Origin of the sequence: Anoxynatronum sibiricum (genome assembly GCF_039414295.1) — a bacterium.
GTDB classification, from domain to species: Bacteria; Bacillota; Clostridia; order Peptostreptococcales; family Tindalliaceae; genus Anoxynatronum; species Anoxynatronum sibiricum.
On sequence record NZ_JBCITM010000004.1, the window covers coordinates 25,949 to 47,905 of the forward strand.

Sequence of the window (21,957 nt, forward strand, 5' to 3'; positions counted from 1 at the left end):
TCTGACAACAGACAATCAAAAAAGAAAAATCATTAAGGGGGTTTATTCATGAAAGCAAAACGAAGCAAGTGGATGTTAGTTACAGTACTGTTGTTGGCGGCCATGCTGGTCACAGCCTGTGGCGGCGGTTCAGAACCGGCTGCAGGCAATGGAGGCCAGGCAGAGGCAGATGGAGAGGCACTGCGCATTGCCATTGTCACCAGCCCTTCCGGTGTTGATGACGGCAGCTTCAATCAAGACAATTACAACGGAATTCTGGCTTTTGTGGAAAATCACGGCAATGCCACGGTGAATGCGGTTCAGGAAACCACCGGTGATGTGGCGGCGGCTGTACAGGCAGTGGCTGATGTGGTGGCAGATTATGATGTCATCGTCACACCCGGCTTCCAGTTTGCCGACATTTCCAGTATTGCCAAAGACAATCCAGAAAAGAAATTCATTCTGGTGGATGCCAACCCGACACCTCAGGATGGGCAGGAGCTTTTTGACAATGTCTACGCCATGACCTTTGCAGAAGAAGAAAGTGGTTTCTTTGCAGGTGTGGCAGCAGCCCTTGAAACCAAGACCGGCAAAGTGGCCGTGGTCAACGGTATTGCCTTTCCTTCCAATGTGAATTATCAGTGGGGATTTGAATCGGGCGTTATGTATGCCAACAAGCATTTCGGTACCAGTGCCCAGGTGGTAGAGCTGCCCTCCTATGCCGGCACAGACGTGACCAACACCAATGTGGGTGGCAACTATGTGGGTAACTTTGCTGATCCGGCCACCGGCAAGGTGGTGGGCAATGCCCTCATCAGTGAAGGGGTTGACATTCTCTTTGTGGCTGCCGGCGGTTCCGGTATGGGCGTGTTCACCGCCGCCATGGAAGCAGAAGGCATCTATGTGATTGGTTGTGATGTGGATCAGTTTGACGACGGCGTTTACAGCGGCGGCAATGTGATTCTCACCTCGGTGCTTAAAAATATGTCCATCAACGTGGAACGTCAGCTGAATGCCATTGTGGAAGGATCTTTCCAGGGATCCAATGAATTACTGCGGGCCAACACCGATTCCACCGGATTTGTATGGGGTGACGACCGGCATCAGCTGTCAGCAGAAACCATGGAGAAACTGGAAGAGGTTTATGAGCTGGTACAGGCCGGTACCATTGTGCCTTCAGCCAACTTCAACGGCCACAGCCCTGATAATTTCCCCGGTCTCTAATCACTCAGACAATTCATCGCATCACCGGCAGGAGAAAAATGACAACCGTTTTTCTCCTGCTTTCTGTTCATCTCAGGTATGCTGTACCTTTGGCAAAGGAGCTGTCCCATGAAAGATGCAATGATCAGCATCAGAAACGTGACCAAGCGGTTTCCCGGCATTGTGGCCAACGACAACATTTCACTGGAAATCAGAAAAGGGGAAATTTTTGCCCTGCTGGGTGAGAATGGTGCCGGAAAATCCGTATTGATGAGCATGATTTTTGGGCTCTATGAGCCCGACGAGGGTGACATATGGATTAAAGGCCAGCGGGTGACAGATTACTCTCCCCGTCAGGCAGCCCGCATGGGAGTAGGCATGGTGCACCAACATTTCAAACTGGTGGAAAACTACACCATTGCGCAAAACATTGTGCTGGGCATGGAGCCGGTGAAGAAAACGCTGGGATTTCTGCCTCTCGTGAACCTGACAGAGAGTGAAAAGGAAATTGAGGCTCTGTCACACCGGTATAAGCTGGATGTGAATCCCCGGGCCCGGATTGAGCAGGTGAATGTGGCCACCCGTCAAAAGGTGGAGATTCTTAAAATGCTTTACCGGGAAGCGGACATTCTGATTTTCGACGAACCCACAGCCATTTTGACCCCTCAGGAAATCGAGTACCTGCTGGAAATCATCCGCGAACTTCGTGAAAACGGTAAAACCATCATTCTGGTCAGTCACAAACTGGAAGAAATCAAGGAAGTGGCCGACCGCTGTGCGATTTTAAACCGGGGATGCCTGGTGGATATCAGAGACGTGGCCACCACATCAACCCGTGAAATGGCCAATCTCATGGTGGGCCGGGAAGTGATGCTGGAAGTCAATAAGCCGGCGCCTGTGTTTGGGGATGTGGTGCTGGAAGTGGAAAACCTCCGGGTGAAAAGCCAAGATCAGGTGGAGGTGGTGAAAGGGGTCTCTTTCCAGATTCGGGCCGGAGAAATTTTTGCCATTGCCGGTGTCTCCGGAAACGGACAGGCAGAAATTGCCGAAGCCATCACTGGTCTCAAACCTGCCACTGACGGAACCATCCGGTTGAATCAGGTGGCGATCACTCATTACCCGGTGCGTCAGCGCAACCTGGAAGGCATCGCCTATATTCCGGAGGACCGCCAGGCCTACGGACTGATTTTGGAAGATCCCATCAGCGATAACTTGGCACTGAAGCAGTATTTTCAGGAGCCATTTTCAACACCAGGCGGAAAGTTAAGACCAGAAGCCTTCGTCAGTTACGCGCGACGCCTCATCGACACCTACGACATTCGCAGTAACCGGGGGGAGGCCAGCATCACCCGCAGCCTCAGCGGCGGCAATCAGCAAAAGATGATCATTGCCCGGGAAATCGAACAGGATACCCCCCTCATCATTTTTGTGCAACCCACCCGAGGGCTTGATGTGGGTGCCATCGAAAACACCTGGCAGCAAATTCTAAGGGAACGGGAGAAGGGAAAGGCCATTCTGCTGATTTCCCTGGAGCTGGACGAAATCATGGCCCTGGCAGATACCATTGGCGTCATCTACAATGGTGAAATGCTGGAAATTCAGCCGGCGTCTGCCCTGACGGCCATTGAGATCGGTGCCTATATGATGGGGGTGAAAGAGCATGAATAAAAAAAATCCACTGATCGCCTTCCTGGGAAACGAAAAATGGCAGTGGCTTTCCATCCCCGTTTTTGCCGTGGTGCTTTCCATAGTGGCCGGCAGTGTGGTGATGCTTCTTATGGGAAAAAATCCCCTGGCGGCTTATGTGGGCATTCTTCAGGGAGCGGGCCTGGTACCCAAGCCCAACTATGCGGGCGGTACTGGCATGCTCACCGATTTCACCAGCTTTCTTGATGCCCTGGCACCCATGATTTTCGCCGCACTGGCGGTGACAGTAGGCTTTCGGGCTGGCCTTTTCAACATCGGTATCGCCGGACAAATGCTGCTGGCCGGTTTTTTTGCCACATTGCTGGTGGGTTACAGTGAGCTGCCCTGGTACCTGGCAAAGCCGCTGGTGCTCATCATCGCCGTGACAGCAGGTGCACTGGCAGCAGGTTTGGTGGGCTACCTGAAGCATCGCTTCAACATCAGTGAAGTTGTCTCCACCATTATGATGAATTACATTATCGCCTATGTCACCAGCTATTATATCAAAAGCTATTTTGTGAACCCGGTGTCCCGTCAGTCGGAATATATTCAGCCGGCGGCTTCTCTCACCCTTAAGAATCTTCGTGTGGGGGGCGTTCGCATCGATGTGTCCATTGGCATTGTGCTGGCAGTGGCAGCTGCCCTGCTGGTGTACTATTTACTTTATAAAACCCGCCTGGGGTTTGAAATCAAGGCAGTGGGAGCCAACAAGCAGGCGGCGGAATACGCGGGCATTCACATCGGAAAAACCATGGTGACGGCTATGATGATCAGTGGCGGCCTGGCAGGTTTGGCAGGGGCCACCTTCTATCTGGGCCATTATGCGTCCATGCAGCCGGGAGTGCTGGCGGGCCTTGGCTATGACGCCATTGCCACCTCTCTGTTGGGGAACAATCATCCCCTGGGAGTACTGCTGGCATCGGTGCTCATCACGACGCTGGATAAAGGGGCCACCTATATGAGTTCAAAGGTGGGCGTGGTGCGGGAAATCTCCGGCGTGATCACCAGCCTGATCCTTCTCTTCAGTGCCACCGGTACCTATATTCGCTACCGGGTAAACCGCCAGCGGCTGGAACAAAAAGAACAGCCGATTTCCCCTGCACCGGGGGAAGTATCGGCGGACAATGAGGAAAAAAGCCGGGAGGCCAGCCTGAAAGAAGGGGGAGATGAAGCATGATGGATCGGATGATCATTGACGGACTGGCGTTTGCACTCCCCCTGTTCATCATTGCTGTGGGAGGCATCTATAGTGAGCGCAGCGGCATCATCAACCTGGCGCTGGAGGGACTTATGGGCTTTGGTGCCTTTTCGGGCGCCCTGGCAGTGGTCCTGGTGCTTCGTTCTTTTCCTGGGCTTCAGCCCCAGGGAATTTATATTGCCATGATTTTTGCCATGGTGGGAGGGGCCTTGTTTGCCACCATTCACGCTGCCCTGTGTATCTACTTCAAGGCCAATCAGGTGATCTCGGGCGTGGTCATCAATATTCTCAGCGTCTCCCTCACGGCCTTCCTCACCCGGCAGTTGAACAGCCTTATTTTCAAAGCACCTTCCGACCGGTTTCAGCTGGGCGTGGCCAGTCGGATCACCATCCCCGGTCTTTCTGAAATACCGGTGCTGGGAGCGATATTCAGAAACCTGTACCCTTTTCAGATTGTCATTGTGTTGGTGGCGGTGGCGGCCTACGTCCTCTTCGAAAAGAGTCGCTACGGCATGCGGTTGCGGGCCTGTGGCGACAATCCCCATGCGGTAGCAGCAGCAGGAGTGGATGTGGAACGCATTCGTTTTTCGGCGGTGGTGATTTCGGGAGCACTGGCAGGCTTGGGAGGCATCAGCTTTGCCTATTCCATTTCAGCCAACTTCTCACCCATGATCTACATGGGCTATGGCTATTTGGCCATTGCCGCCCTCATTTTTGGCAACTGGGGAATGACCACCACACTGGGAGCGGCACTCCTGTTTGGCTTTGCCCGGTCCGGAGGATATGAGCTGGCCCGGGCGCTGGAGATGAGCAGTACCTTCAACGACATCACCATGACCCTGCCCTATGTGCTGACATTGATATTGCTCATCTTTTTCTCAAAAACCAACCGTGTTCCCCGGTCTTTGGGAGAAATATATGACAAAGGGAAAAGATAAAGGATATAAACTGAAGGGCCACAGGTGGAAGCATTAGGGATCACTGATAGAAATATAATGAAGCCCATAAAGCAAAGATAACAAAAACGACAGCAGGAGACAGGCAGTATCATACAGAAGGCTGGCCGCGGGGGGAGTCGTGAACCATGAAAATCAAGGAAAAAACCGTCTCATTGAGCACACAGGCAAAAAAGAAAATTCTGGAATACATTCAGGAAAAAGAACTGAAAGGTGATGACCAGCTGCCACCGGAGGCCCTTCTCATGGAGAGCATGGGCGTCAGTCGCCACACTGTTCGGGAAGCATTGGCTTTACTGGAACAGGAACGCATTATTTATAAAATACAGGGAAAAGGCACCTTTGTCAGCATTCCACCGGTACCTATTGAAGGCGGCCTGGAAAAGTTGGAGAGCATCACCCGCATGATTGAAAATGCCGGTTATGAACCGGGAACAAGGTGGCTCAGCATTGCAGAGGTGAATCCTACCCAGGATATGGTGGAAAAGCTGGCGTTAAAGCCTGCAGAAACCGTGGTCACCTTCACCCGCCTGCGCACAGCCAGCGGCCGAGTGGCTGCCTATTGTGTCGATTCGGTACGCCGGTCGGCGATCAGCGGCTCGGTACCCCTGGAAGTCACAGAAGAATCCATGTTTGAGTACCTGGAGGAACACTGCCAGCTCTATCCGGCGTATGCGGTTGCAGAAATAGTTCCCACGTTGACAGATCAGCGGATGATGCTGGAAGCCGGCATGCAGAAAAACCAGCTGCTGCTGCTATTGCACCAGATTCACTATGACCGCCAGCGTGAGCCGTTGATCTATTCCATGGATTATTTCAATCCAGAACTGTTTAAATTTCGGGTGAATCGTATGAAATAACGGCTCAAGCAGCTCAGGCAGACAGGGGAAATCAGATAACAGGAGGAAATAGAATGAAAGAAATCATTGCGTTGGAATATAAGCAGGGTGAGTTGCACATGATCGATCAGCGTAAGCTGCCCCAGGTTTTTGAGATGTTTATCTGCAAAACCTGGAAAGAGGTGGATTTTGCCATTCAGGACATGGTGGTGCGGGGAGCACCGGCCATTGGAGCGGCGGCAGCCTATGGCGCTGCCCTGGCAGCCAGAGAATATGAACAGGAACCAAAAGCGGTCTTTCTGTCGAAAATGGAAGAGAGCCTGGCGGCCCTCAACGAATCCCGCCCCACAGCAGTGAATTTAATGTGGGCAGTCAAACGCATGCGCAACCTGTTGGACAGGCATCAACAGGAAAACGTTGAACAGTTGGTGGAACGCATTGAAGCGGAAGCCCATGCCGTGGTGGCCGCAGATCAGGCCATCAACATTGCCATGGGTAACTATGGCAACACCGTTATTCCTGAGAAAGCCACCATTCTCACCCACTGCAACACCGGTGCCCTGGCAACGGTGGGAATTGGAACCGCTTTGGGAGTGGTGCGTCAGGCTTTTCGCAGCGGTAAAGATATTTTTGTCTACGCAGATGAAACCCGGCCCCGGCTGCAGGGAGGACGCCTCACAGCCTGGGAGCTGGTGCAGGAGGGGATTCCCGCAAACCTTATTGCTGACAGTGTGGCCGCCACACTGATTCGGGATGGTAAAATCGATGTGATTCTGGTGGGTGCTGACCGCATTGCCACCAATGGCGACACCGCCAATAAAATCGGCACCTTTATGCTTTCGGTGCTGGCAAAAACCTACAACGTACCCTTCTATGTGGTTGCCCCCACCACCACCATTGACTTTGACATGGTAGGCGGCAATGAGATTGTCATTGAAGAACGCAGCAGTGAAGAGGTGACCCATATTGACGGTCATCGCACGGCCCCTGAAGGCATCGGGGTGTATAACCCGGCCTTTGATGTCACCCCCCACGAGAATATTACCGGAATCATCACTGAAAAAGGCATTGTCAGAGCGCCTTTCAACGAGCAGATTCCAAAGCTGAAATAAGGAGGTGCAGTCATGAAAAAAGCCATTATCGGCGGTACCGGCGTTTACGGCATGGGGGGAGAAACCCGTATTGAGACAGTAACAACCCCCTACGGTCCGGTGGAAGTTGACCTGGTGACCCTGGGGAATGAAGAGGTTGTTTTTCTGGCCCGCCACGGTAAAAAGCACTCGCTGCCGCCTCATCTCATCAACTACCGGGCCAACATGAAGGCACTGGAGAAGCTGGGAGTGAAATGGATTTATGCCACAGCGGCAGTGGGTTCCTGCAATGAAGATTTTGCGCCGGGAGACCTGGTGGTGATCAATGATTTCCTGGATTTCACCAAAAACCGGCCAGTCACTTTTTTTGAAGGCGGGGGTGAACCTGTGGGGCATGTGGATATGACCACCCCTTATTGTCCCATGCTCCGGGATCGTTTCATGGCGGCCGCAAGGGTGGAGAACATCACCGTTAAAGGTGAAGGAGTCTATGTGTGTACTGAAGGGCCCCGGTTTGAATCCCATCAGGAAATCCGCATGTTTCGGATGCTGGGAGGCGATGTGGTGGGAATGACCAATATACCCGAAGCCATTTTTGCCAAGGAGCTGGGGATGTGTTACGCCACAGTGGGGATGATCAGCAACTGGTGCACCGGCATGCAGCAAGATCAGATTGCCCTGCATGATATTGAAACGGCGCTGGGAAACAACAAAGAAAAACTGACCCGGGCTTTTCTCCGGGTGTTTGATCAGCCACTGGATCAGCAGCAGTGCACCTGCAATCGTTCGGTGGTCACTCTGTAAAGTGAGTTCAAAGCAGGTATGCTTCACATGCGAAATGCTTATCATGACAAGGCCCGTGATCAGGGGAACACCCGGATTCGCGGGCTTTGTTGTGCGTTTGGGGGGAGTGGTGGTGACTATTTCAAGGCTGAAGTTGTTGCAAATACAGGCTTAATTGAATTGCTCTGCAGCCTGAATGAAAGGGTGGCAGAAGAGCGACATCAGCCGCCAGCAGCGCTTTACCAGGGAATGAAGAAGTGATGCTGCGCCAATAACAGAAAAATCACAAAATAGAAATGATAGAGAGAATAGAGACTATAACTTTTATTCGAGAAAGGGTTGCTTTTTCATACAATAATGTTAAAATATTAACGAAATGAGTTTTCGATAAATTTATAAAAATACATGCGAGGTAATGAATCAGACCCATCAAGAAAAGTACATGCAAGAAATAAAGGAAATCTGGAGAGTGATGCGGCGGTAGATGGTGTCAGAATGTCAGATCAAGAAGCGTATCAATCAAAAAATAGAAATAGACACAGGGAAATATAGTTAAAAAAATAACTTAGTTTTTGAAGAAAATAACCAACAATTTTCAGATTGTCGCATGGACACAAAGTGAATGAATCAACTAACAGAACTGGAGGGCGGTCAGAATGGATCAGACAAAACATCAACAGGCATTGGTTTCGCAGATTGGTTCCGTCGATACACAGCAGCAATGGTTAAGAGGAAAAGAAAACGATTGCACAGATACCCGCATTGAAATGGATTCCCTGGGTGCCAAGGAAGTGCCGGCAGCGGCTTATTATGGCGTGCAGTCCATCCGCGCCCAGGAAAATTTCCCCCTCACAGGCAGCCGGGTACACCCTCAGCTGATCAGAGCCATGGGAATGGTGAAACTGGCCTGTACTGAAGCCAATCAGGCAACCGACAGCCTGGAGCCCCGCATTGCAGAGGCCATCAAGCAAGCCTGTATTGAGTTCATTGCCGGGCAGTACCAGCAGGACATGATTGTGGAAGCCATTCAGGGAGGTGCCGGTACCTCCATCAATATGAATGTCAACGAAATTTTGGCAAACCGGGCGATTGAAATACTGGGAGGCAAGAAAGGCGACTATGGCGTGGTTTCTCCCAACACCCATGTGAACATGGCCCAGTCCACCAATGATGTGGTGCCCACTGCTTTCAAAGTGGCGGTGCTCATGATGCATGAAGCCTTGATTTCAAGTCTGATTAAACTACTGGAAACCCTGCAGCGAAAACAAATGGAGTTTGATGAAATCGTCACCATTGGACGCACGCATCTGCAGGATGCCATCCCTATTCGCCTGGGCCAGCGTTTCGGTGCCTATGCCAAATTTGTCAAGCGGGATATCGAACGTATCAAAGAGTCCATGGAAAACCTGAAGACGGTTAACCTGGGTGCCACCGCCGTGGGGACGGGCCTCAATGCCGATATGGCATACATTGAAAAAGCCATCGAAGAACTGGCTTTAATTACCGGATTTGATATTCGGCTGGCAGAAGACCTGGTGGACGGCACCCAGAACACCGATGCCTATGTGCATGTTTCTGGAGCGCTGCGCACCTGTGCACTCAATCTGTCAAAAATGTGTAATGACTTACGCCTCATGGCCTCCGGTCCCATCTGTGGTCTTATGGATATTCACCTGCCTGCCATGCAGCCCGGGTCTTCCATCATGCCAGGCAAGGTGAACCCTGTGATGCCGGAAATGATGAACCAGATCTGTTTCCAGGTACAGGGAAATGACCATGCCATTGCCATGGCGTCAGAAGCCGGTCAGTTTGAACTTAATGTCATGGGGCCGGTGCTCTTCAAGAACCTTTTTGAATCCATGGAATTAATCACCAATGGGGTGGATGCATTGGTGGAGAAATGCATCCGAGACCTCCAGGCCAATGAAGCCCGCTGCACCCAGCAGGTGAACCGAAGTGTGGGACTGGTAACCGCACTGAATCCACACATTGGTTATGAAAAAAGTGCTGAAATTGCCAAAGAAGCCCTTGCCAACAAACGCAGTGTTCGGGATGTGGTGCTGGAAAAAGGTATTTTGACCGAAGCACAGCTGGATCGTATTCTTCAGCCCCGGGAAATGACTGAACCAGGCATTGCCGGTGGTCGCATGGATCATTAAAAGAATAAGAACGGGATGATGCCCGCCGTCACATGAGGCGGGCCTACCTTTGTGATAAGGAGGCCACTGTTATGGAAGAAATTCGCACCACATCTGAAGCAGCTCCCCCAAGTGCCGTTGAAAAGGAATCTGTGAATATTTTCATTATGGGCAAGCACTATGAAGTGCCTGCATCCCTCACCATTATGAAAGCTTTTGAGTATGCTGGATACACGCTGATACGTGGTTGTGGGTGCCGGGCAGGCTTTTGCGGTGCCTGTTCCACCGTTTACCGCATTGGAAGCCGGCATGAACTGAAAGTGGGATTGGCTTGTCAGACCAAGGTGGAAGAAGCCATGTACCTGACCCAGATTCCATTTTTTCCAGCTCATCAAGTGACGTATAATCTGCAGGAGCTGCAACCCAGCGGCAATCAGGTGGTTGCCATTTACCCTGAAATTACCAAATGCCTGGGCTGCAACTCCTGTTCCAATGTATGCCCTCAGGATCTGAAGGTGATGAAATATGTCTCCCACGCCATTCGGGGAGAAATCAGCAAGGCGGCCGATGAATCCTTTGACTGCCTCATGTGTGGGCTGTGTGCTTCCCGATGTCCTGCCAATATTGTTCAGTATAAAGTGGCCCTTCTCTGTCGGCGGTTACATGGCAAGCACCTGTCTCCCCAAAACAGCCATGTGAAAGACCGGGTGGCCGAAATTCAAGCCCAACAATATGAAGCAGACCTGCAGCAATTAATGGAAGCAGATCGCCAAAGTCTGGCAGAACGCTACGACAATCGGGATATCGAATAAGAGGAGGCAATGCCATGAGCTACACACAGGCCATGAGAGAACTAATCAAGCGTGTTGAAGAAACCCGTCATCAGCGATTGGGGTACTATTTTCCCCGCATGACACCGGAAGAAAAGCAGGAAGTGCTGCGCAGCTACCATCCTGATTATATTGAAAGCCAGTTTCGTCAGGTGAAGGTGGGGGTAAATGAAGGTGATCGCTTTCCCCACGAACTGTGTGATGTGTTGGAAGCCCATCCCCGCATCAGCCCCCTGGCCATCCCGCCCACAGTGAATGACCAGGAGGTGGATGTGTTGATTATCGGCGGTGGCGGTGCCGGTGCTTCAGCCGCTCTGCTGGCCCATGAGGCGGGTGCCAATGTGCTTCTGGCAACGAAGCTGCGCTTTGGCGATGCCAATACGGTGATGGCTCAGGGAGGCATTCAGGCAGCCGACAAACCCCAGGACTCGCCGCCAACCCACTACATCGACGTGATGGGAGGCGGGCATTATACCAATATTCCAGAACTGGTAAAAGCGCTGGTGAGTGATGCGCCCAGTGTCATTGACTGGCTGGAGTCTTTGGGAACCATGTTTGATAAAGACGCCGACGGGAGCATGCACACCAATCACGGTGGCGGCACCTCCCGCAAACGGATGCATTCTGCCCGGGACTACACCGGCGCAGAAATCATGCGGGTGTTGCGTGATGAAGTGCTTTGCCGCAATATTCCAGTGGTGGAATTCAGTCCTGCAGTGGAACTATTGCTGGATGAACAGGGTCGGGCAGCAGGAGCGATTCTTTACAATATGGAGACCCAGGAATATCAAATGGTACGGGCAAAAACAGTGGTATTGGCCACAGGCGGCCTGGGACGGTTGCATACCCAGGGATTCCCCACCTCCAACCACTACGGAGCCACTGCGGACGGCCTGGTGATGGCCTACCGGGCAGGAGCAAAGCTGGCTTTTATGGATACGGTCCAGTACCATCCTACAGGAGCCTCTTATCCAGAGCAGGTGGAAGGATTTCTCATCACAGAAAAAGTGAGAGGGCTGGGAGCCACACCTCTGAACATCGCAGGTGAACAGTTTGTGTATCATCTGGAAACACGGGATGTGGAAGCTTCTGCCATCATCAGGGAATGTGCCCGGGGCAAGGGAATCACAGCGCCCTCAGGCATGCAGGGTGTCTGGCTTGATTCCCCCATCATTGAAACAATTCATGGAGAAGGTACCATCGAAAAGGAACTGCCGGCCATGCTGCGCCAGTTCATCAGATTTGGCGTGGACATCCGCAAAGATCCCATTTTAGTCTACCCCACCCTCCATTATCAGAATGGCGGCGTTCTCATCAATGACCAGGCAGAAAGCACAGTGGAAAACCTCTTTGTTGCAGGTGAAGTATCCGGCGGAGTTCACGGTCGCAATCGACTCATGGGCAATTCCCTGCTGGACATTCTGGTTTTTGGCCGCCGGGCAGGTCGCAACGCAGCGGCCCGGGCACTTCAAACCAGCCGCCGGTCAGTGGATCTCACACTTTCCCACGTGACAACGTATGTTCAAGAACTGAATGAACAAGAGCTTAGTGGGAACTTTACATCGCCCATACTCATTCCGCTGAAGAAACATTTAAATCCACGGTTTCAGGACTAAACTGCCACAGAACAAAGACAGGAGCTGATGTCATGTTAAGCTATTATCCCGGATGTACCGTTCGGGCTCAACAAGATGACGGATTCGAAAGGGAAGCACTTGCCCTTTTGGCCAGCCTGGACATTCAGACGCAGGAGCTGGAAGAGTGGGAATGCTGCGGTGCGGTTTACCCTGAAGCCCGGGATGAATATGTGGGACTGCTGTCTTCGGTGAGAGCCCTGCAACGCACTGGGGACGCAGGTTCCCAGGGGATGTTGACACTTTGCAGTGCCTGCTTTCATGTGATGAGAAGGGTCAACCACAGAATGAAACGAGATGAAGAGGCGCAGCAACGGGTGGGTGGCTATCTGGGAAACATGTACCAGGGTGAAACGAAAGTGTTTCATCTGTTGGAAGTACTTCGCGATCTGGTGGGTTATCCGCGCATTCAGGAGGCGGTGGTGACTCCATTAAAAGGAGAAAAAATGGCCTGTTACTACGGGTGTATGCTGCTTCGTCCCAAAGAAGAACTGGGACTGGTTGACAGTGAAAATCCCCGGCTCATGGAAGCGCTCATGGAAGCACTTGGAGCAACAACGGTTCGATTTCCTTATCAGACAGACTGCTGTGGCGCCTATCATGTTTATCGGGAAGCTCCCCTGGCAGCCGCTGCCAGCCTGAAGGTGGTCACAGCAGCCCGGGAAGCGGGTGCCACTCAAATTATCACAGCCTGCCCCTTGTGCAAGCATAACCTGGAAGCCTGCCAGGCTTCACTGCCCCAAAGAGATCAGCTGCCAGTGGCCTATATGACAGCCCCCCTGGCAGAAGCGCTGGGAGGCTTGCAGCATCTGGAGAAAATGGCCTTCCTGAATGGTGAGAAAGGAGATCCGTCCCATGCGTTTTCCGGAGAAAACAGCCAGTAGTTCCCAGCGTGAAGATGTGAAGCACATGACTGGCAAAGAAGTGAAAGATTGCTACCAGTGCATGAAATGCAGTGCCGGATGCCCCATGGCAGCCCACATGGACCGGTTGCCCCATGAAATGATGCAATTGGCCAAGTTGGGACTGCTGGAAGAGATATATGCCAGCAAAAGTCTGTGGATATGCGCTTCCTGCATGGCCTGTTCCAGCCGATGTCCCCGGGATTTGGAACCGGCCAGTGTCATGGAGAGCTTTCGGGTCACCTTGTTAAGAGAAACACCCAATCGTGAAGAAACCTGCGACGGTGATCTGACCGTTCCCCGGCAGGCCATGATTGCATCCATGAGAAAGCATCGCCGATAATTGCCAACAACTGGCGGGGAGGGAAACCATGAGAATCGGAGTATTTGTATGCTGGTGTGGCAGTAACATTAAAAATACAGTGGATGTGGATGCGGTAACAGCCCGGGCGAAAACCATGCCACAGGTCGTCTATGCCCAGGATGTCCAGTATCTGTGTTCAGAAGTGGGACAGTCGGAAATCGGCCAGGCCATTGACACCCACCGGCTCGACAGAGTAGTGGTGGCGGCCTGTTCACCGCGTATGCATGAAACCACTTTTCAACGATTGATGGCCTCCAAGGGCCTCAATCCCTATTATGTGGAAATAGCCAACATTCGGGAGCATTGCTCCTGGGTGCATACTGATAAAGAAAAAGCCACCGTGAAGGCCATTGACCTGGTGAAAAAAGCGGTGGCCAAAACAGCCTTTGCCATTCCCCTCACATCAGACCAGCTTCCTGTTACAAAAAGGGCACTGGTCATTGGCGGGGGCATCGCGGGTATTCAGGCGGCTCTGGATATTGCAGATGCAGGCTATCCGGTGGACCTGGTGGAAAAAGAATCTTCCATTGGAGGAAAGATGGCTCAATTTGACAAAACCTTTCCCACACTGGATTGTTCCGCCTGTATTCTCACACCTAAAATGGTGGAAGCCGCCACCCATGAAAACATTCGGTTGTACACCTATGCAGAAGTGGCGGCTGTTTCCGGTTATGTGGGCAACTTCAATGTCACCATTAAACAGAAAGCCACCAGTGTGAACCCCGAAAAATGCAATGGCTGCGGTGATTGTGTCACCAAGTGCCCCAAAAAAGTACCCAATGAATTTGACTGTGGCAGCAGCAAGAGGAAGGCTGTGTATACCCTGTTTCCCCAGGCGGTACCCAATAAGCCGGTGATCGACAGGGACAACTGTATTTATTTTGCCACGGGGAAATGTGGTCTTTGTGCTAAAGTATGCCAAACAGGTGCCATTGAGTACCAACAGCAGGACGAAATGATTGAAAACCAGTACGGTGCCATTGTGGTGGCCACCGGTTATGAACTGAAAGTACCTGACCACCTGGGAGAGTATGCCTATGGGCAGCATCCCGATGTGATCACCAGCCTTGAACTGGAACGAATGCTGAATGCCTCTGGTCCCACCAGTGGCAAAGTGATACGTCCCTCCAATGGGAAAATGCCCCGGCGCATTGTTTTTATCCAGTGCGTGGGATCCCGTGACAGGCATGACGGCAACCCGTACTGCTCAAAGGTATGCTGCCTTTACACCGCCAAGCATACCCTGCTGTTGAATGAAAAATTTCCGGGAACAGAAAGCTATGTCTTTTACATGGACGTGCGCACCGCCGGCAAGAACTACGAAGAGTTTTATGAGCGGGCGCGGCAGCAAGGGGCCATGTACCTCAGGGGGCAGGTTTCAAAGGTGGAACCCCTGGGCGATGAAGATAATCGGGTGCTGGTGAGAGGTTTTGACGGTTCCCTGCAACGACAGGTGGAGATAGCCGCTGATTTGGTGGTGCTGGCCACCAGCATGGAAGCTCAACCCAATGCCAAAACCCTGGGAGGCATGCTGGGCATATCCACCGACCTGAACGGCTTCTACACCGAAGCCCATGCCAAATTGCGTCCTGTGGAAACCCAGGCTCAGGGAGTGTACCTGGCAGGTGTTTGTCATGGCCCTAAAGATATTCCAGAAGCAGTTTCTCAGGCCAGCGGCGCGGCAGTTAAAGCCATCATTCTCTTCAACAAAGGGCAGGTGAAAAGTGTGCCCACCACGGCCATGGTGGAAAAAGACCGGTGCAGCGGATGCATGCAGTGTCAGCCGGTGTGCCCCTACGAAGCCATCAGTCAGGAAATGGTGGTGGAACGGGTTCACGGAAAAGAACGACAACGCCCTGTTGCAACGGTGAACCGGGCACTTTGCCAGGGATGTGGTGCCTGTGCCGGGTTATGCCGCAGTGGAGCTATGGATCTGGGCGGCTTCACCAGCCGACAATTAATGGCGGAGGTGGACAGCTTATGATGAACGAAATCTATGAACCTAAAATAGTGGCTTTCTGCTGTAACTGGTGCAGTTATGCAGGGGCAGACCTGGCGGGCACAGGCCGCCTGAAATACCCGGAAAACATTCGCATTATCCGGGTACCCTGTTCCAGCCGGGTGGAGGTGGCCATGATTCTCCGGGCCTTCCAGAATGGTGCCGACGGGGTGCTCATTGCCGGCTGCCATCCGGGAGACTGTCACTACGATACAGGTAACTACCATACCCGCAAACGCATACACTTGCTAACCAGCCTTATGGACTTCATGGGACTGTCACCGGAACGTCTCTGGCTTCGATGGATTTCGGGCAATGAAGCCGATAAATTTCAGGCAACTGTGACAGCCTTTACCCAAGAGTTGAGGGCCATGGGAGCTTCAGACAAAGTGAGGGATCTCAGATGCAGTCGATAATGGAATCGATCACCCAGTCAATTCAGCAAACAGCTGCAGCTTTACTGGCTGCAGGAGAAGTGGATTTGGTGCTGGGATACACCAGGGGAGAACGGCCGCATCAGTCGGTGCCTTTTGTGGCCGCCACACCAGCGGCAGCAGCCCAGCTTCACTGGGATCCTTTCTGTGAAAAAGCGCTGGCACCATACCTGATGGAAGAAAGCTATCAGAATAAGCGGGTGGCCGTGGTGATGAAAGGCTGCGACGCAAGAGCGCTGCGCCTGATGATCAACGAAAGCCGTGTGGATCGGGAACAACTGGTGGTGCTGGGGGTTCAGTGTCAGGGGATGATTCCCCGGGAAAAGCTGGAAGCAGCGGCAGAGGAGCCTCTCCATCAGCTGACACTCACCTGGCAGTCAGAAGGCGTGGTGATGACGGGCAGAAAAGGGACCCAAACCCTTTCCTATGAAACGGTTCTTTCCCCCTTCTGCCTGACCTGCCAACATGCCACTCCGGCGGTGACAGAAGTGGATCAGATCATCGCCGGAAGCGGTGAAAAAGCCCTGGTTAAGGGAAAAAACATCCTGCCAAAAGAAGCGTTCAGTGATATCGAAACCATTGAAAGAATGGGGGCAGAAGAACGTCATGCATTTTGGATGCAACAGCTGAACCGGTGCATTCGATGCTTCAGCTGCCGAAATGCCTGCCCTGTATGCACCTGCCGCAGCTGCATTTTCGACAGGGAAAATCCGGATTATCTGGATGCTGCCAAGAATCAGCCGGCACAACATCAGTTCTATCATGTTATTCGGGCTTTTCACGTGGCAGACCGCTGTGTAGGTTGCGGCGAATGTGCCAGAGTGTGTCCCGAAGGAATACCGCTTCACCTGCTGAATCAAAAGTTGATTCAGGATCTGACGCAGCACTATGGTGCCTTTACACCAGGCGTTGATGAAGTGCCCAATCCCCTGTCCTGTGCCGGTGCCCATGAAGCCGATCCCTTCGGAAAGGAGGCAAAGAAATGATGATGGTGAAATTGCCCGGGTATGAAACCTTGATCCATTACCTGCAACAAGGGCTGGGGGAAAAGCAGGTATTTGTTCCTGCTTCAGCAGAGGGAAAAGAAGGTCATATGCCGCTGGGTTCCCTGAATACAGTGGATCTGGCTCAAATGACGGCCCTCACATTCCAGGAAAAGCCCCTGAGAAACAGCATCAAATCTTTGTTTTTTCCAGATACCGAAACCTATCTCACCTACCGAAAAGAAGAAGGCCGCATGGTGATGGAAACACCGGGGGACATGATGCCTCAAGTCTTGGTGGGGGCAAAAGCCTGCGACCTGGAAAGTCTGAATCTCATCGACCGGGTGTTTCTGGCAGACCCGGTGGATACTCTCTACGCAGAAAAAAGAGCCAAAACCTTAATTTTGGCGGCTCCCTGCCGTCAGCAGGGAACTTATTGCCGATGTGAGGCCTTTGGTGTTGACCGCATCAATCCGGCGGCAGATGTGACCATGTACCAGGAAACAGCAGGTGCCGCTGAACCCCTGTATCTTAAAGCCCTGACGCCGGCTGGGGAAACCTTTCTTGAAGATTTGATGAAGGGCTGTACCGGCGCCTGTATCGAAGCGGAATCAGTGGCGGTGACAGAGATTCCCTGGCAGGCGGTGCCGCTTCAAGAGAAGCCCCTTTCTCCTCAGGAAGTAAAAGATCAGGTGGACACTCTTTTTGAACATCCTCTCTGGGAAGAACTGGCCATGCGCTGCCTGGGTTGTGCCACCTGTACCTATTACTGCCCCACCTGTCATTGCTATGATATCCGCGACTTCAGCAGACAGGAAGCCGGTGAACGATACCGCACCTGGGATTCCTGCATGTTCACCAGTTTCACCAATATGGCCGGTGGCCACAACCCGCGGCCGCACCGAAAAGACAGGATTCAAAACCGTTTCTTCCATAAACTTAACTATTTTGTCAAAAAACAGGGTCCCCTTGCCTGTGTGGGCTGCGGACGCTGTGGTGATGCCTGTCCTGTGGGTATTTCCATGGACACGGTGCTGAATCGGATAGGAGGCGACCGCCATGACGCATAATCCCCTGGTACCCATTAATGGGGAAGTGATCACCATTCTCACAGAAAGTCACGATGTCAAAACCTTTCAGGTGCGTCCTGAAGTTCCCATGGCACACATGCCGGGACAATGCGCCATGCTCTCTCTGCTGGGAGTGGGCGAAGCGCTGTTTTCCATCACGTCTCCCCCCGGCAGAGATTACCTGGAATTCAGCATTAAGCGGGTGGGAAAACTGACAGAGGCGCTGCATCAGATGGAAGTGGGGCATCAAATTGGCATTCGGGGGCCCTACGGTAATCATTTTCCCGTGGAAGACTTAAAGGGAAAACGGCTGCTGTTCATTGGCGGCGGCATTGGCTTGGCACCCCTTCGGTCGTTGGTGCAGTATACCCTTGATCGGCGCGAGGATTACCCAGATGCCTTTCAACTGGTGTATGGATCCCGGTCTGCCGATGATCTTCTTTTTCGCCGTGATATCCTGGACCAGTGGCCGGAAGCTCCCGATTTCAAAGTGGATCTGACCGTTGATGTGGCAAGTCCCGAATGGGATGGTCATGTGGGTTTTGTTCCCGCCTATCTGGAAGCCCTGGCCCCCAGTTCGGAAAACACCATCGGCATCACCTGCGGCCCTCCCATTATGATCAAATATGTGCTGCAAACCCTTGAAAAGCTTGGCTTTAAACCGAATCAAATTGTCACCACCCTGGAATACAAGATGAAATGCGGTGTGGGTAAATGCGGACGATGCAACCTGGATGAGCATTACATTTGCAAAGACGGCCCGGTTTTTTATCTGTCGGAACTGGAACAAATCAAGTGTGATTTCTGTTAGAATGGAAGTAGCTCTTTAGAGGCATTTCTTTGTCGGAAGCAATGACCATGATACGACGCCGTGAAAGAATCAGCAAATGGAGGAGTTCACATGAATCACTCTGAACGCATGAAATGCGAAGCACTGAAAGACCGCATCACCACAGCGGAAGCCGCTGCCACCCTGATTCGTTCCGGAATGACCCTGGGAACCAGCGGGTTTACGCCCACAGGTTATCCCAAGGCTGTACCGGCAGCCTTGGCAGCCAGATTTCAAAAGGAAAAAGGCTGCTGTATCAACCTTTACACCGGTGCCTCGGTGGGCAAAGGGCTGGACGGCGCCCTGGCGGAAGCCGGTGCCATTAACCGGCGCATGCCCTATCAAACCAACACAACGGTCCGCAAAAAATTAAACCAGCGTGACATCCGCTACAGCGACATCCATCTCAGTCACTTTGCCCAGGAAATCCGCTATGGATTCTATGGAAAAGTTGACGTGGCCCTGGTGGAAGCCCTGGAAATAACGGAAGAGGGACATATTGTGCCCACCACCTCTGTGGGAGCCAGCCCAGTGTTTATCAGCCAGGCAGAGACGGTGATTGTGGAAATCAATACCCGCAAACCCCTGTCGCTGAAAGGGATGCATGACATCTACCAGCCCCAGGATCCGCCCCATCGGCAGCCCATCCCGCTGGTGAATCCGGAAGACCGCATCGGCACCACTGCCATTCCCTGCGACCCCACCAAAATCAAAGCCATTGTGTTTACTGATCTGGAGGATGATCCCATCAGTTTTACCGCTGCAGATGAAGACAGTCAGCAAATTGCCCGCCACCTCATCAGCTTTTTTCAGCAGGAAGTCATGGCGGGTCGTCTGCCGGAACAGCTGCTGCCCCTTCAGTCTGGTGTGGGCAGTGTGGCCAATGCGGTGCTGAAAGGGATGTCAGACAGTCCTTTTAAAAACCTGGTGTTTTATTCAGAAGTCATCCAGGATAATGTGCTGGACCTGCTGGACAACGGCACCTTCAGGTTTGCCTCCGGCACCTCCTTTACCCTCTCGCCGGAAGGGTTCGATCGTTTATACGCCAACATGGCACAATACCGGAATCAGATTATGCTCCGTCCCATGGAAATCAGCAATAATCCGGAAATCATCCGCCGTATTGGTTCCATCGCCATGAATACTGCCATTGAGGCCGATATTTTTGGCAATGTGAACTCCACCCATATCATGGGCCGCCGCATGATGAACGGCATCGGCGGGTCCGGCGATTTTGCCCGGGCTGGTTATCTGAGCATTTTTGCCACGCCTTCCATGGCCAAAGGCGGTGCCATCTCCGCCATTGTTCCCATGGTATCCCATGTGGACCACACAGAGCATGACGTGAAGGTGATTGTCACTGAACAGGGGTTGGCAGATCTCCGGGGCCTCAGCCCCTGGGAACGGGCAGAAAGTGTCATCGAAAACTGCGCCCATCCTGATTACCGTCCCGCCCTGCGGGATTACCTGGCAGCCGGCATGAAAGAACCCGGGCATACGGCCCAGCTCATGCACGAAGCCCTCAGCTGGCACCAGCGTTTTGAAGAGACAGGCACCATGAAACCCTGATTCGCTCAAGTATAAATAACCGGCACCTGCTAAAGGTGTCGGTCAGACTGTAGACAAAAAAAGATGAAGACAAGGGATTTGGTAAAGGACAGCCTTGGAAATCTTGTCAGTGTTTTTTCGAAAAGGGGAGAAAACCGCCAGCGCCTGCTGTTTGAGCGCAGTGAGTTCAGGCGCTGTTTTCGAGACTTTCGACTAAAAACACACAAGATTGGAATCAGCTGACCGGGCCAAAGCCCTTTGTCTTCAACCTAACCGGCACCTGCTAAAGGTGTCGGTTTTAGCATGTGCTGTCGACATTCCGGGCAGAGAAGAATCAGCCAATGATGCTTCTCTGCCTTTTGAGATGGATCGCAGCAGAATTTTAAGTCAAAATTGTTTGACAAATAGTGATAATCGGTATATGATAATAACATGCAAAATATGGAACATGTTTCATTCGATATGGAACATGTTCCACAGAGGGGTGAAAAAGTGGCATCTATCAGAGATATTGCAAAATCAACAGGTCTCAGCATCTCAACCATATCCAGATACATCAACTCATCAGGCTATGTGAGCAAAGACTCCGCTGAGCTGATCCAGAAAGTCATTGATGAAATGGATTATGTTCCCAACAGAAATGCTCAGGCGATTTTCAACAAGAAGTCTGGCAGCATCGGCCTGGTGATTCCAAGTCTGGTAAACCCTTTTTTTTCGGAAATGGCAACCATTATCGGCAACAAAATTCAGGATGATGGTTATGGCTGCGTTCTGTGCTTTACCGAAGATATTCCCGAGAAAGAGGAGGATGCGCTGGATCTCCTGAAAGGATACCGGGTCGATGGCATCATCGTTGCAAGGGGAAGGTCTGTGGATAAAATCCAGAAACTTTCCATTCCGGTGATTTCTTTTGAGTCCATTATTGCAGATGAGATTATCACAGTCAGCGCAGACAACTACCAGGGGGGCCGAATGGCCTTTGAACATTTGTATGAAGAAGGCAGCAGAAAGATGATCCACATCAAGGGGCCCAAAGGGTTTATTGCACCTGAGGAAAGGTGCAAAGGCTTTCTCGATGCATCGGCAGATAAAGACGTCGCGGTTGAAGTGCTGGAACTGAGCACCGACTATCTTCTGGAAGAAGACCTGGATAAAGCGCTGAATCAAGTGGATTTCAGAATGTATGACGGCCTGTTTGTATTCAATGATATCAACTGTATTCACGTGATTAGTTATTTAAGGAGACAAGGACTTTCCATCCCTGGAGATCTTCAGGTCATAGGATTCGATAACTCTTACCTGTCAGAAATGAACTTGCCCAGACTGACCACCATTGAGCAGTCACCACAGGAAATCGCCCAGGTAAGTTATCATTGCCTGAAAGACCTGATGGATGGAACCTGCCGTTCCACTGCGAATAGAATCATACCGGTGAAATTGATCAAGCGGGATACAACAGGATCAACCCATGGGTGATTCCAAGCAATAAAA

General features: G+C 52.0%; 20 protein-coding genes. All 20 read left to right on the top strand.

All coding sequences use genetic code 11. The annotated features are described in order from the left end of the window. The first annotated feature begins 48 nt into the window (after positions 1–48). The 20 genes from AAIG11_RS05315 (at position 49) to AAIG11_RS05410 (ending at position 21,942) form a co-directional block, all read left to right on the top strand. A complete protein-coding gene (locus AAIG11_RS05315; protein ID WP_343185201.1) occupies positions 49–1,203 on the top strand; it encodes a BMP family lipoprotein in 1,155 nt (384 codons plus the stop codon). Between the two features lie 108 nt (positions 1,204–1,311). Beyond that, positions 1,312–2,850 (top strand): ABC transporter ATP-binding protein, encoded by a 1,539-nt coding sequence (locus AAIG11_RS05320; protein WP_343185202.1) that lies wholly within the window; start codon positions 1,312–1,314, stop codon positions 2,848–2,850. Next, on the top strand, positions 2,843–4,045 hold the full coding sequence (locus AAIG11_RS05325) for an ABC transporter permease (protein ID WP_343185203.1): 1,203 nt from the start codon (positions 2,843–2,845) through the stop codon (positions 4,043–4,045). The genes AAIG11_RS05320 and AAIG11_RS05325 overlap by 8 nt, the downstream gene beginning before the upstream one ends. Beyond that, entirely contained in the window at positions 4,042–5,004 is a 963-nt protein-coding gene (locus tag AAIG11_RS05330) for an ABC transporter permease (RefSeq protein WP_343185204.1), read from the top strand. Before AAIG11_RS05325 ends, AAIG11_RS05330 begins: the two co-directional genes overlap by 4 nt. 146 nt (positions 5,005–5,150) lie before the next feature. Continuing rightward, the gene (locus tag AAIG11_RS05335; protein ID WP_343185205.1) at positions 5,151–5,882 is read left to right on the top strand and encodes a GntR family transcriptional regulator; all 732 of its coding nucleotides are present in this window, start codon (positions 5,151–5,153) and stop codon (positions 5,880–5,882) included. 53 nt (positions 5,883–5,935) lie between these two features. Beyond that, positions 5,936–6,973 carry an S-methyl-5-thioribose-1-phosphate isomerase gene (gene mtnA, locus AAIG11_RS05340; RefSeq protein WP_484477159.1) on the top strand — a complete coding sequence of 346 codons (1,038 nt, stop codon included), beginning with the start codon at positions 5,936–5,938 and terminating at the stop codon, positions 6,971–6,973. A gap of 12 nt (positions 6,974–6,985) precedes the next feature. After that, positions 6,986–7,756 (top strand): S-methyl-5'-thioinosine phosphorylase, encoded by a 771-nt coding sequence (locus AAIG11_RS05345; protein WP_343185206.1) that lies wholly within the window; start codon positions 6,986–6,988, stop codon positions 7,754–7,756. A gap of 27 nt (positions 7,757–7,783) precedes the next feature. Next, the gene (locus AAIG11_RS05350; protein WP_343185207.1) at positions 7,784–7,996 is read left to right on the top strand and encodes a hypothetical protein; all 213 of its coding nucleotides are present in this window, start codon (positions 7,784–7,786) and stop codon (positions 7,994–7,996) included. Positions 7,997–8,391: 395 nt separating this feature from the next. Continuing rightward, a complete protein-coding gene (locus tag AAIG11_RS05355; RefSeq protein WP_343185208.1) occupies positions 8,392–9,894 on the top strand; it encodes an aspartate ammonia-lyase in 1,503 nt (500 codons plus the stop codon). Between the two features lie 71 nt (positions 9,895–9,965). After that, entirely contained in the window at positions 9,966–10,685 is a 720-nt protein-coding gene (locus AAIG11_RS05360) for a 4Fe-4S dicluster domain-containing protein (protein WP_343185209.1), read from the top strand. A gap of 14 nt (positions 10,686–10,699) precedes the next feature. Then, positions 10,700–12,319 (top strand): FAD-dependent oxidoreductase, encoded by a 1,620-nt coding sequence (locus AAIG11_RS05365; protein WP_343185210.1) that lies wholly within the window; start codon positions 10,700–10,702, stop codon positions 12,317–12,319. A gap of 32 nt (positions 12,320–12,351) precedes the next feature. Continuing rightward, positions 12,352–13,221, top strand: a complete 870-nt coding sequence (locus AAIG11_RS05370) for a heterodisulfide reductase-related iron-sulfur binding cluster (RefSeq protein WP_343185211.1) — start codon at positions 12,352–12,354, stop codon at positions 13,219–13,221. Next, positions 13,193–13,582, top strand: a complete 390-nt coding sequence (locus AAIG11_RS05375; RefSeq protein ID WP_343185212.1) for a 4Fe-4S dicluster domain-containing protein — start codon at positions 13,193–13,195, stop codon at positions 13,580–13,582. The genes AAIG11_RS05370 and AAIG11_RS05375 overlap by 29 nt, the downstream gene beginning before the upstream one ends. Positions 13,583–13,610: 28 nt before the next feature. Beyond that, on the top strand, positions 13,611–15,587 hold the full coding sequence (locus AAIG11_RS05380; RefSeq protein ID WP_343185213.1) for a 4Fe-4S binding protein: 1,977 nt from the start codon (positions 13,611–13,613) through the stop codon (positions 15,585–15,587). Beyond that, on the top strand, positions 15,587–16,018 hold the full coding sequence (locus tag AAIG11_RS05385) for a hydrogenase iron-sulfur subunit (RefSeq protein ID WP_484477160.1): 432 nt from the start codon (positions 15,587–15,589) through the stop codon (positions 16,016–16,018). Before AAIG11_RS05380 ends, AAIG11_RS05385 begins: the two co-directional genes overlap by 1 nt. After that, positions 16,006–17,022, top strand: coding sequence for a 4Fe-4S dicluster domain-containing protein (locus AAIG11_RS05390; protein ID WP_343185214.1), 1,017 nt, complete (start codon positions 16,006–16,008; stop codon positions 17,020–17,022). The genes AAIG11_RS05385 and AAIG11_RS05390 overlap by 13 nt, the downstream gene beginning before the upstream one ends. Then, entirely contained in the window at positions 17,019–18,089 is a 1,071-nt protein-coding gene (locus AAIG11_RS05395) for a 4Fe-4S dicluster domain-containing protein (RefSeq protein WP_343185215.1), read from the top strand. The genes AAIG11_RS05390 and AAIG11_RS05395 overlap by 4 nt, the downstream gene beginning before the upstream one ends. Then, positions 18,079–18,900, top strand: a complete 822-nt coding sequence (locus AAIG11_RS05400) for an FAD/NAD(P)-binding protein (RefSeq protein WP_343185216.1) — start codon at positions 18,079–18,081, stop codon at positions 18,898–18,900. The genes AAIG11_RS05395 and AAIG11_RS05400 overlap by 11 nt, the downstream gene beginning before the upstream one ends. A gap of 90 nt (positions 18,901–18,990) precedes the next feature. Further along, complete coding sequence (scpC, locus tag AAIG11_RS05405; protein WP_343185217.1) at positions 18,991–20,487, top strand: succinyl-CoA:acetate CoA-transferase ScpC; 1,497 nt, start codon at positions 18,991–18,993, stop codon at positions 20,485–20,487. 471 nt (positions 20,488–20,958) lie between these two features. Beyond that, entirely contained in the window at positions 20,959–21,942 is a 984-nt protein-coding gene (locus AAIG11_RS05410) for a LacI family DNA-binding transcriptional regulator (protein ID WP_343185218.1), read from the top strand. The last annotated feature ends 15 nt before the right edge of the window (positions 21,943–21,957 follow it).

What these genes read in the sequence shown, in the direction of transcription:
- AAIG11_RS05315 (WP_343185201.1), top strand. Translation starts at nt 49, where the DNA reads ATGAAAGCAAAACGAAGCAAGTGGATGTTAGTTACAGTACTGTTGTTG.
- AAIG11_RS05320 (WP_343185202.1), top strand. Translation starts at nt 1,312, where the DNA reads ATGAAAGATGCAATGATCAGCATCAGAAACGTGACCAAGCGGTTTCCC.
- AAIG11_RS05325 (WP_343185203.1), top strand. Translation starts at nt 2,843, where the DNA reads ATGAATAAAAAAAATCCACTGATCGCCTTCCTGGGAAACGAAAAATGG.
- AAIG11_RS05330 (WP_343185204.1), top strand. Translation starts at nt 4,042, where the DNA reads ATGATGGATCGGATGATCATTGACGGACTGGCGTTTGCACTCCCCCTG.
- AAIG11_RS05335 (WP_343185205.1), top strand. Translation starts at nt 5,151, where the DNA reads ATGAAAATCAAGGAAAAAACCGTCTCATTGAGCACACAGGCAAAAAAG.
- mtnA (WP_484477159.1), top strand. Translation starts at nt 5,936, where the DNA reads ATGAAAGAAATCATTGCGTTGGAATATAAGCAGGGTGAGTTGCACATG.
- AAIG11_RS05345 (WP_343185206.1), top strand. Translation starts at nt 6,986, where the DNA reads ATGAAAAAAGCCATTATCGGCGGTACCGGCGTTTACGGCATGGGGGGA.
- AAIG11_RS05350 (WP_343185207.1), top strand. Translation starts at nt 7,784, where the DNA reads ATGCGAAATGCTTATCATGACAAGGCCCGTGATCAGGGGAACACCCGG.
- AAIG11_RS05355 (WP_343185208.1), top strand. Translation starts at nt 8,392, where the DNA reads ATGGATCAGACAAAACATCAACAGGCATTGGTTTCGCAGATTGGTTCC.
- AAIG11_RS05360 (WP_343185209.1), top strand. Translation starts at nt 9,966, where the DNA reads ATGGAAGAAATTCGCACCACATCTGAAGCAGCTCCCCCAAGTGCCGTT.
- AAIG11_RS05365 (WP_343185210.1), top strand. Translation starts at nt 10,700, where the DNA reads ATGAGCTACACACAGGCCATGAGAGAACTAATCAAGCGTGTTGAAGAA.
- AAIG11_RS05370 (WP_343185211.1), top strand. Translation starts at nt 12,352, where the DNA reads ATGTTAAGCTATTATCCCGGATGTACCGTTCGGGCTCAACAAGATGAC.
- AAIG11_RS05375 (WP_343185212.1), top strand. Translation starts at nt 13,193, where the DNA reads ATGCGTTTTCCGGAGAAAACAGCCAGTAGTTCCCAGCGTGAAGATGTG.
- AAIG11_RS05380 (WP_343185213.1), top strand. Translation starts at nt 13,611, where the DNA reads ATGAGAATCGGAGTATTTGTATGCTGGTGTGGCAGTAACATTAAAAAT.
- AAIG11_RS05385 (WP_484477160.1), top strand. Translation starts at nt 15,587, where the DNA reads ATGAACGAAATCTATGAACCTAAAATAGTGGCTTTCTGCTGTAACTGG.
- AAIG11_RS05390 (WP_343185214.1), top strand. Translation starts at nt 16,006, where the DNA reads ATGCAGTCGATAATGGAATCGATCACCCAGTCAATTCAGCAAACAGCT.
- AAIG11_RS05395 (WP_343185215.1), top strand. Translation starts at nt 17,019, where the DNA reads ATGATGATGGTGAAATTGCCCGGGTATGAAACCTTGATCCATTACCTG.
- AAIG11_RS05400 (WP_343185216.1), top strand. Translation starts at nt 18,079, where the DNA reads ATGACGCATAATCCCCTGGTACCCATTAATGGGGAAGTGATCACCATT.
- scpC (WP_343185217.1), top strand. Translation starts at nt 18,991, where the DNA reads ATGAATCACTCTGAACGCATGAAATGCGAAGCACTGAAAGACCGCATC.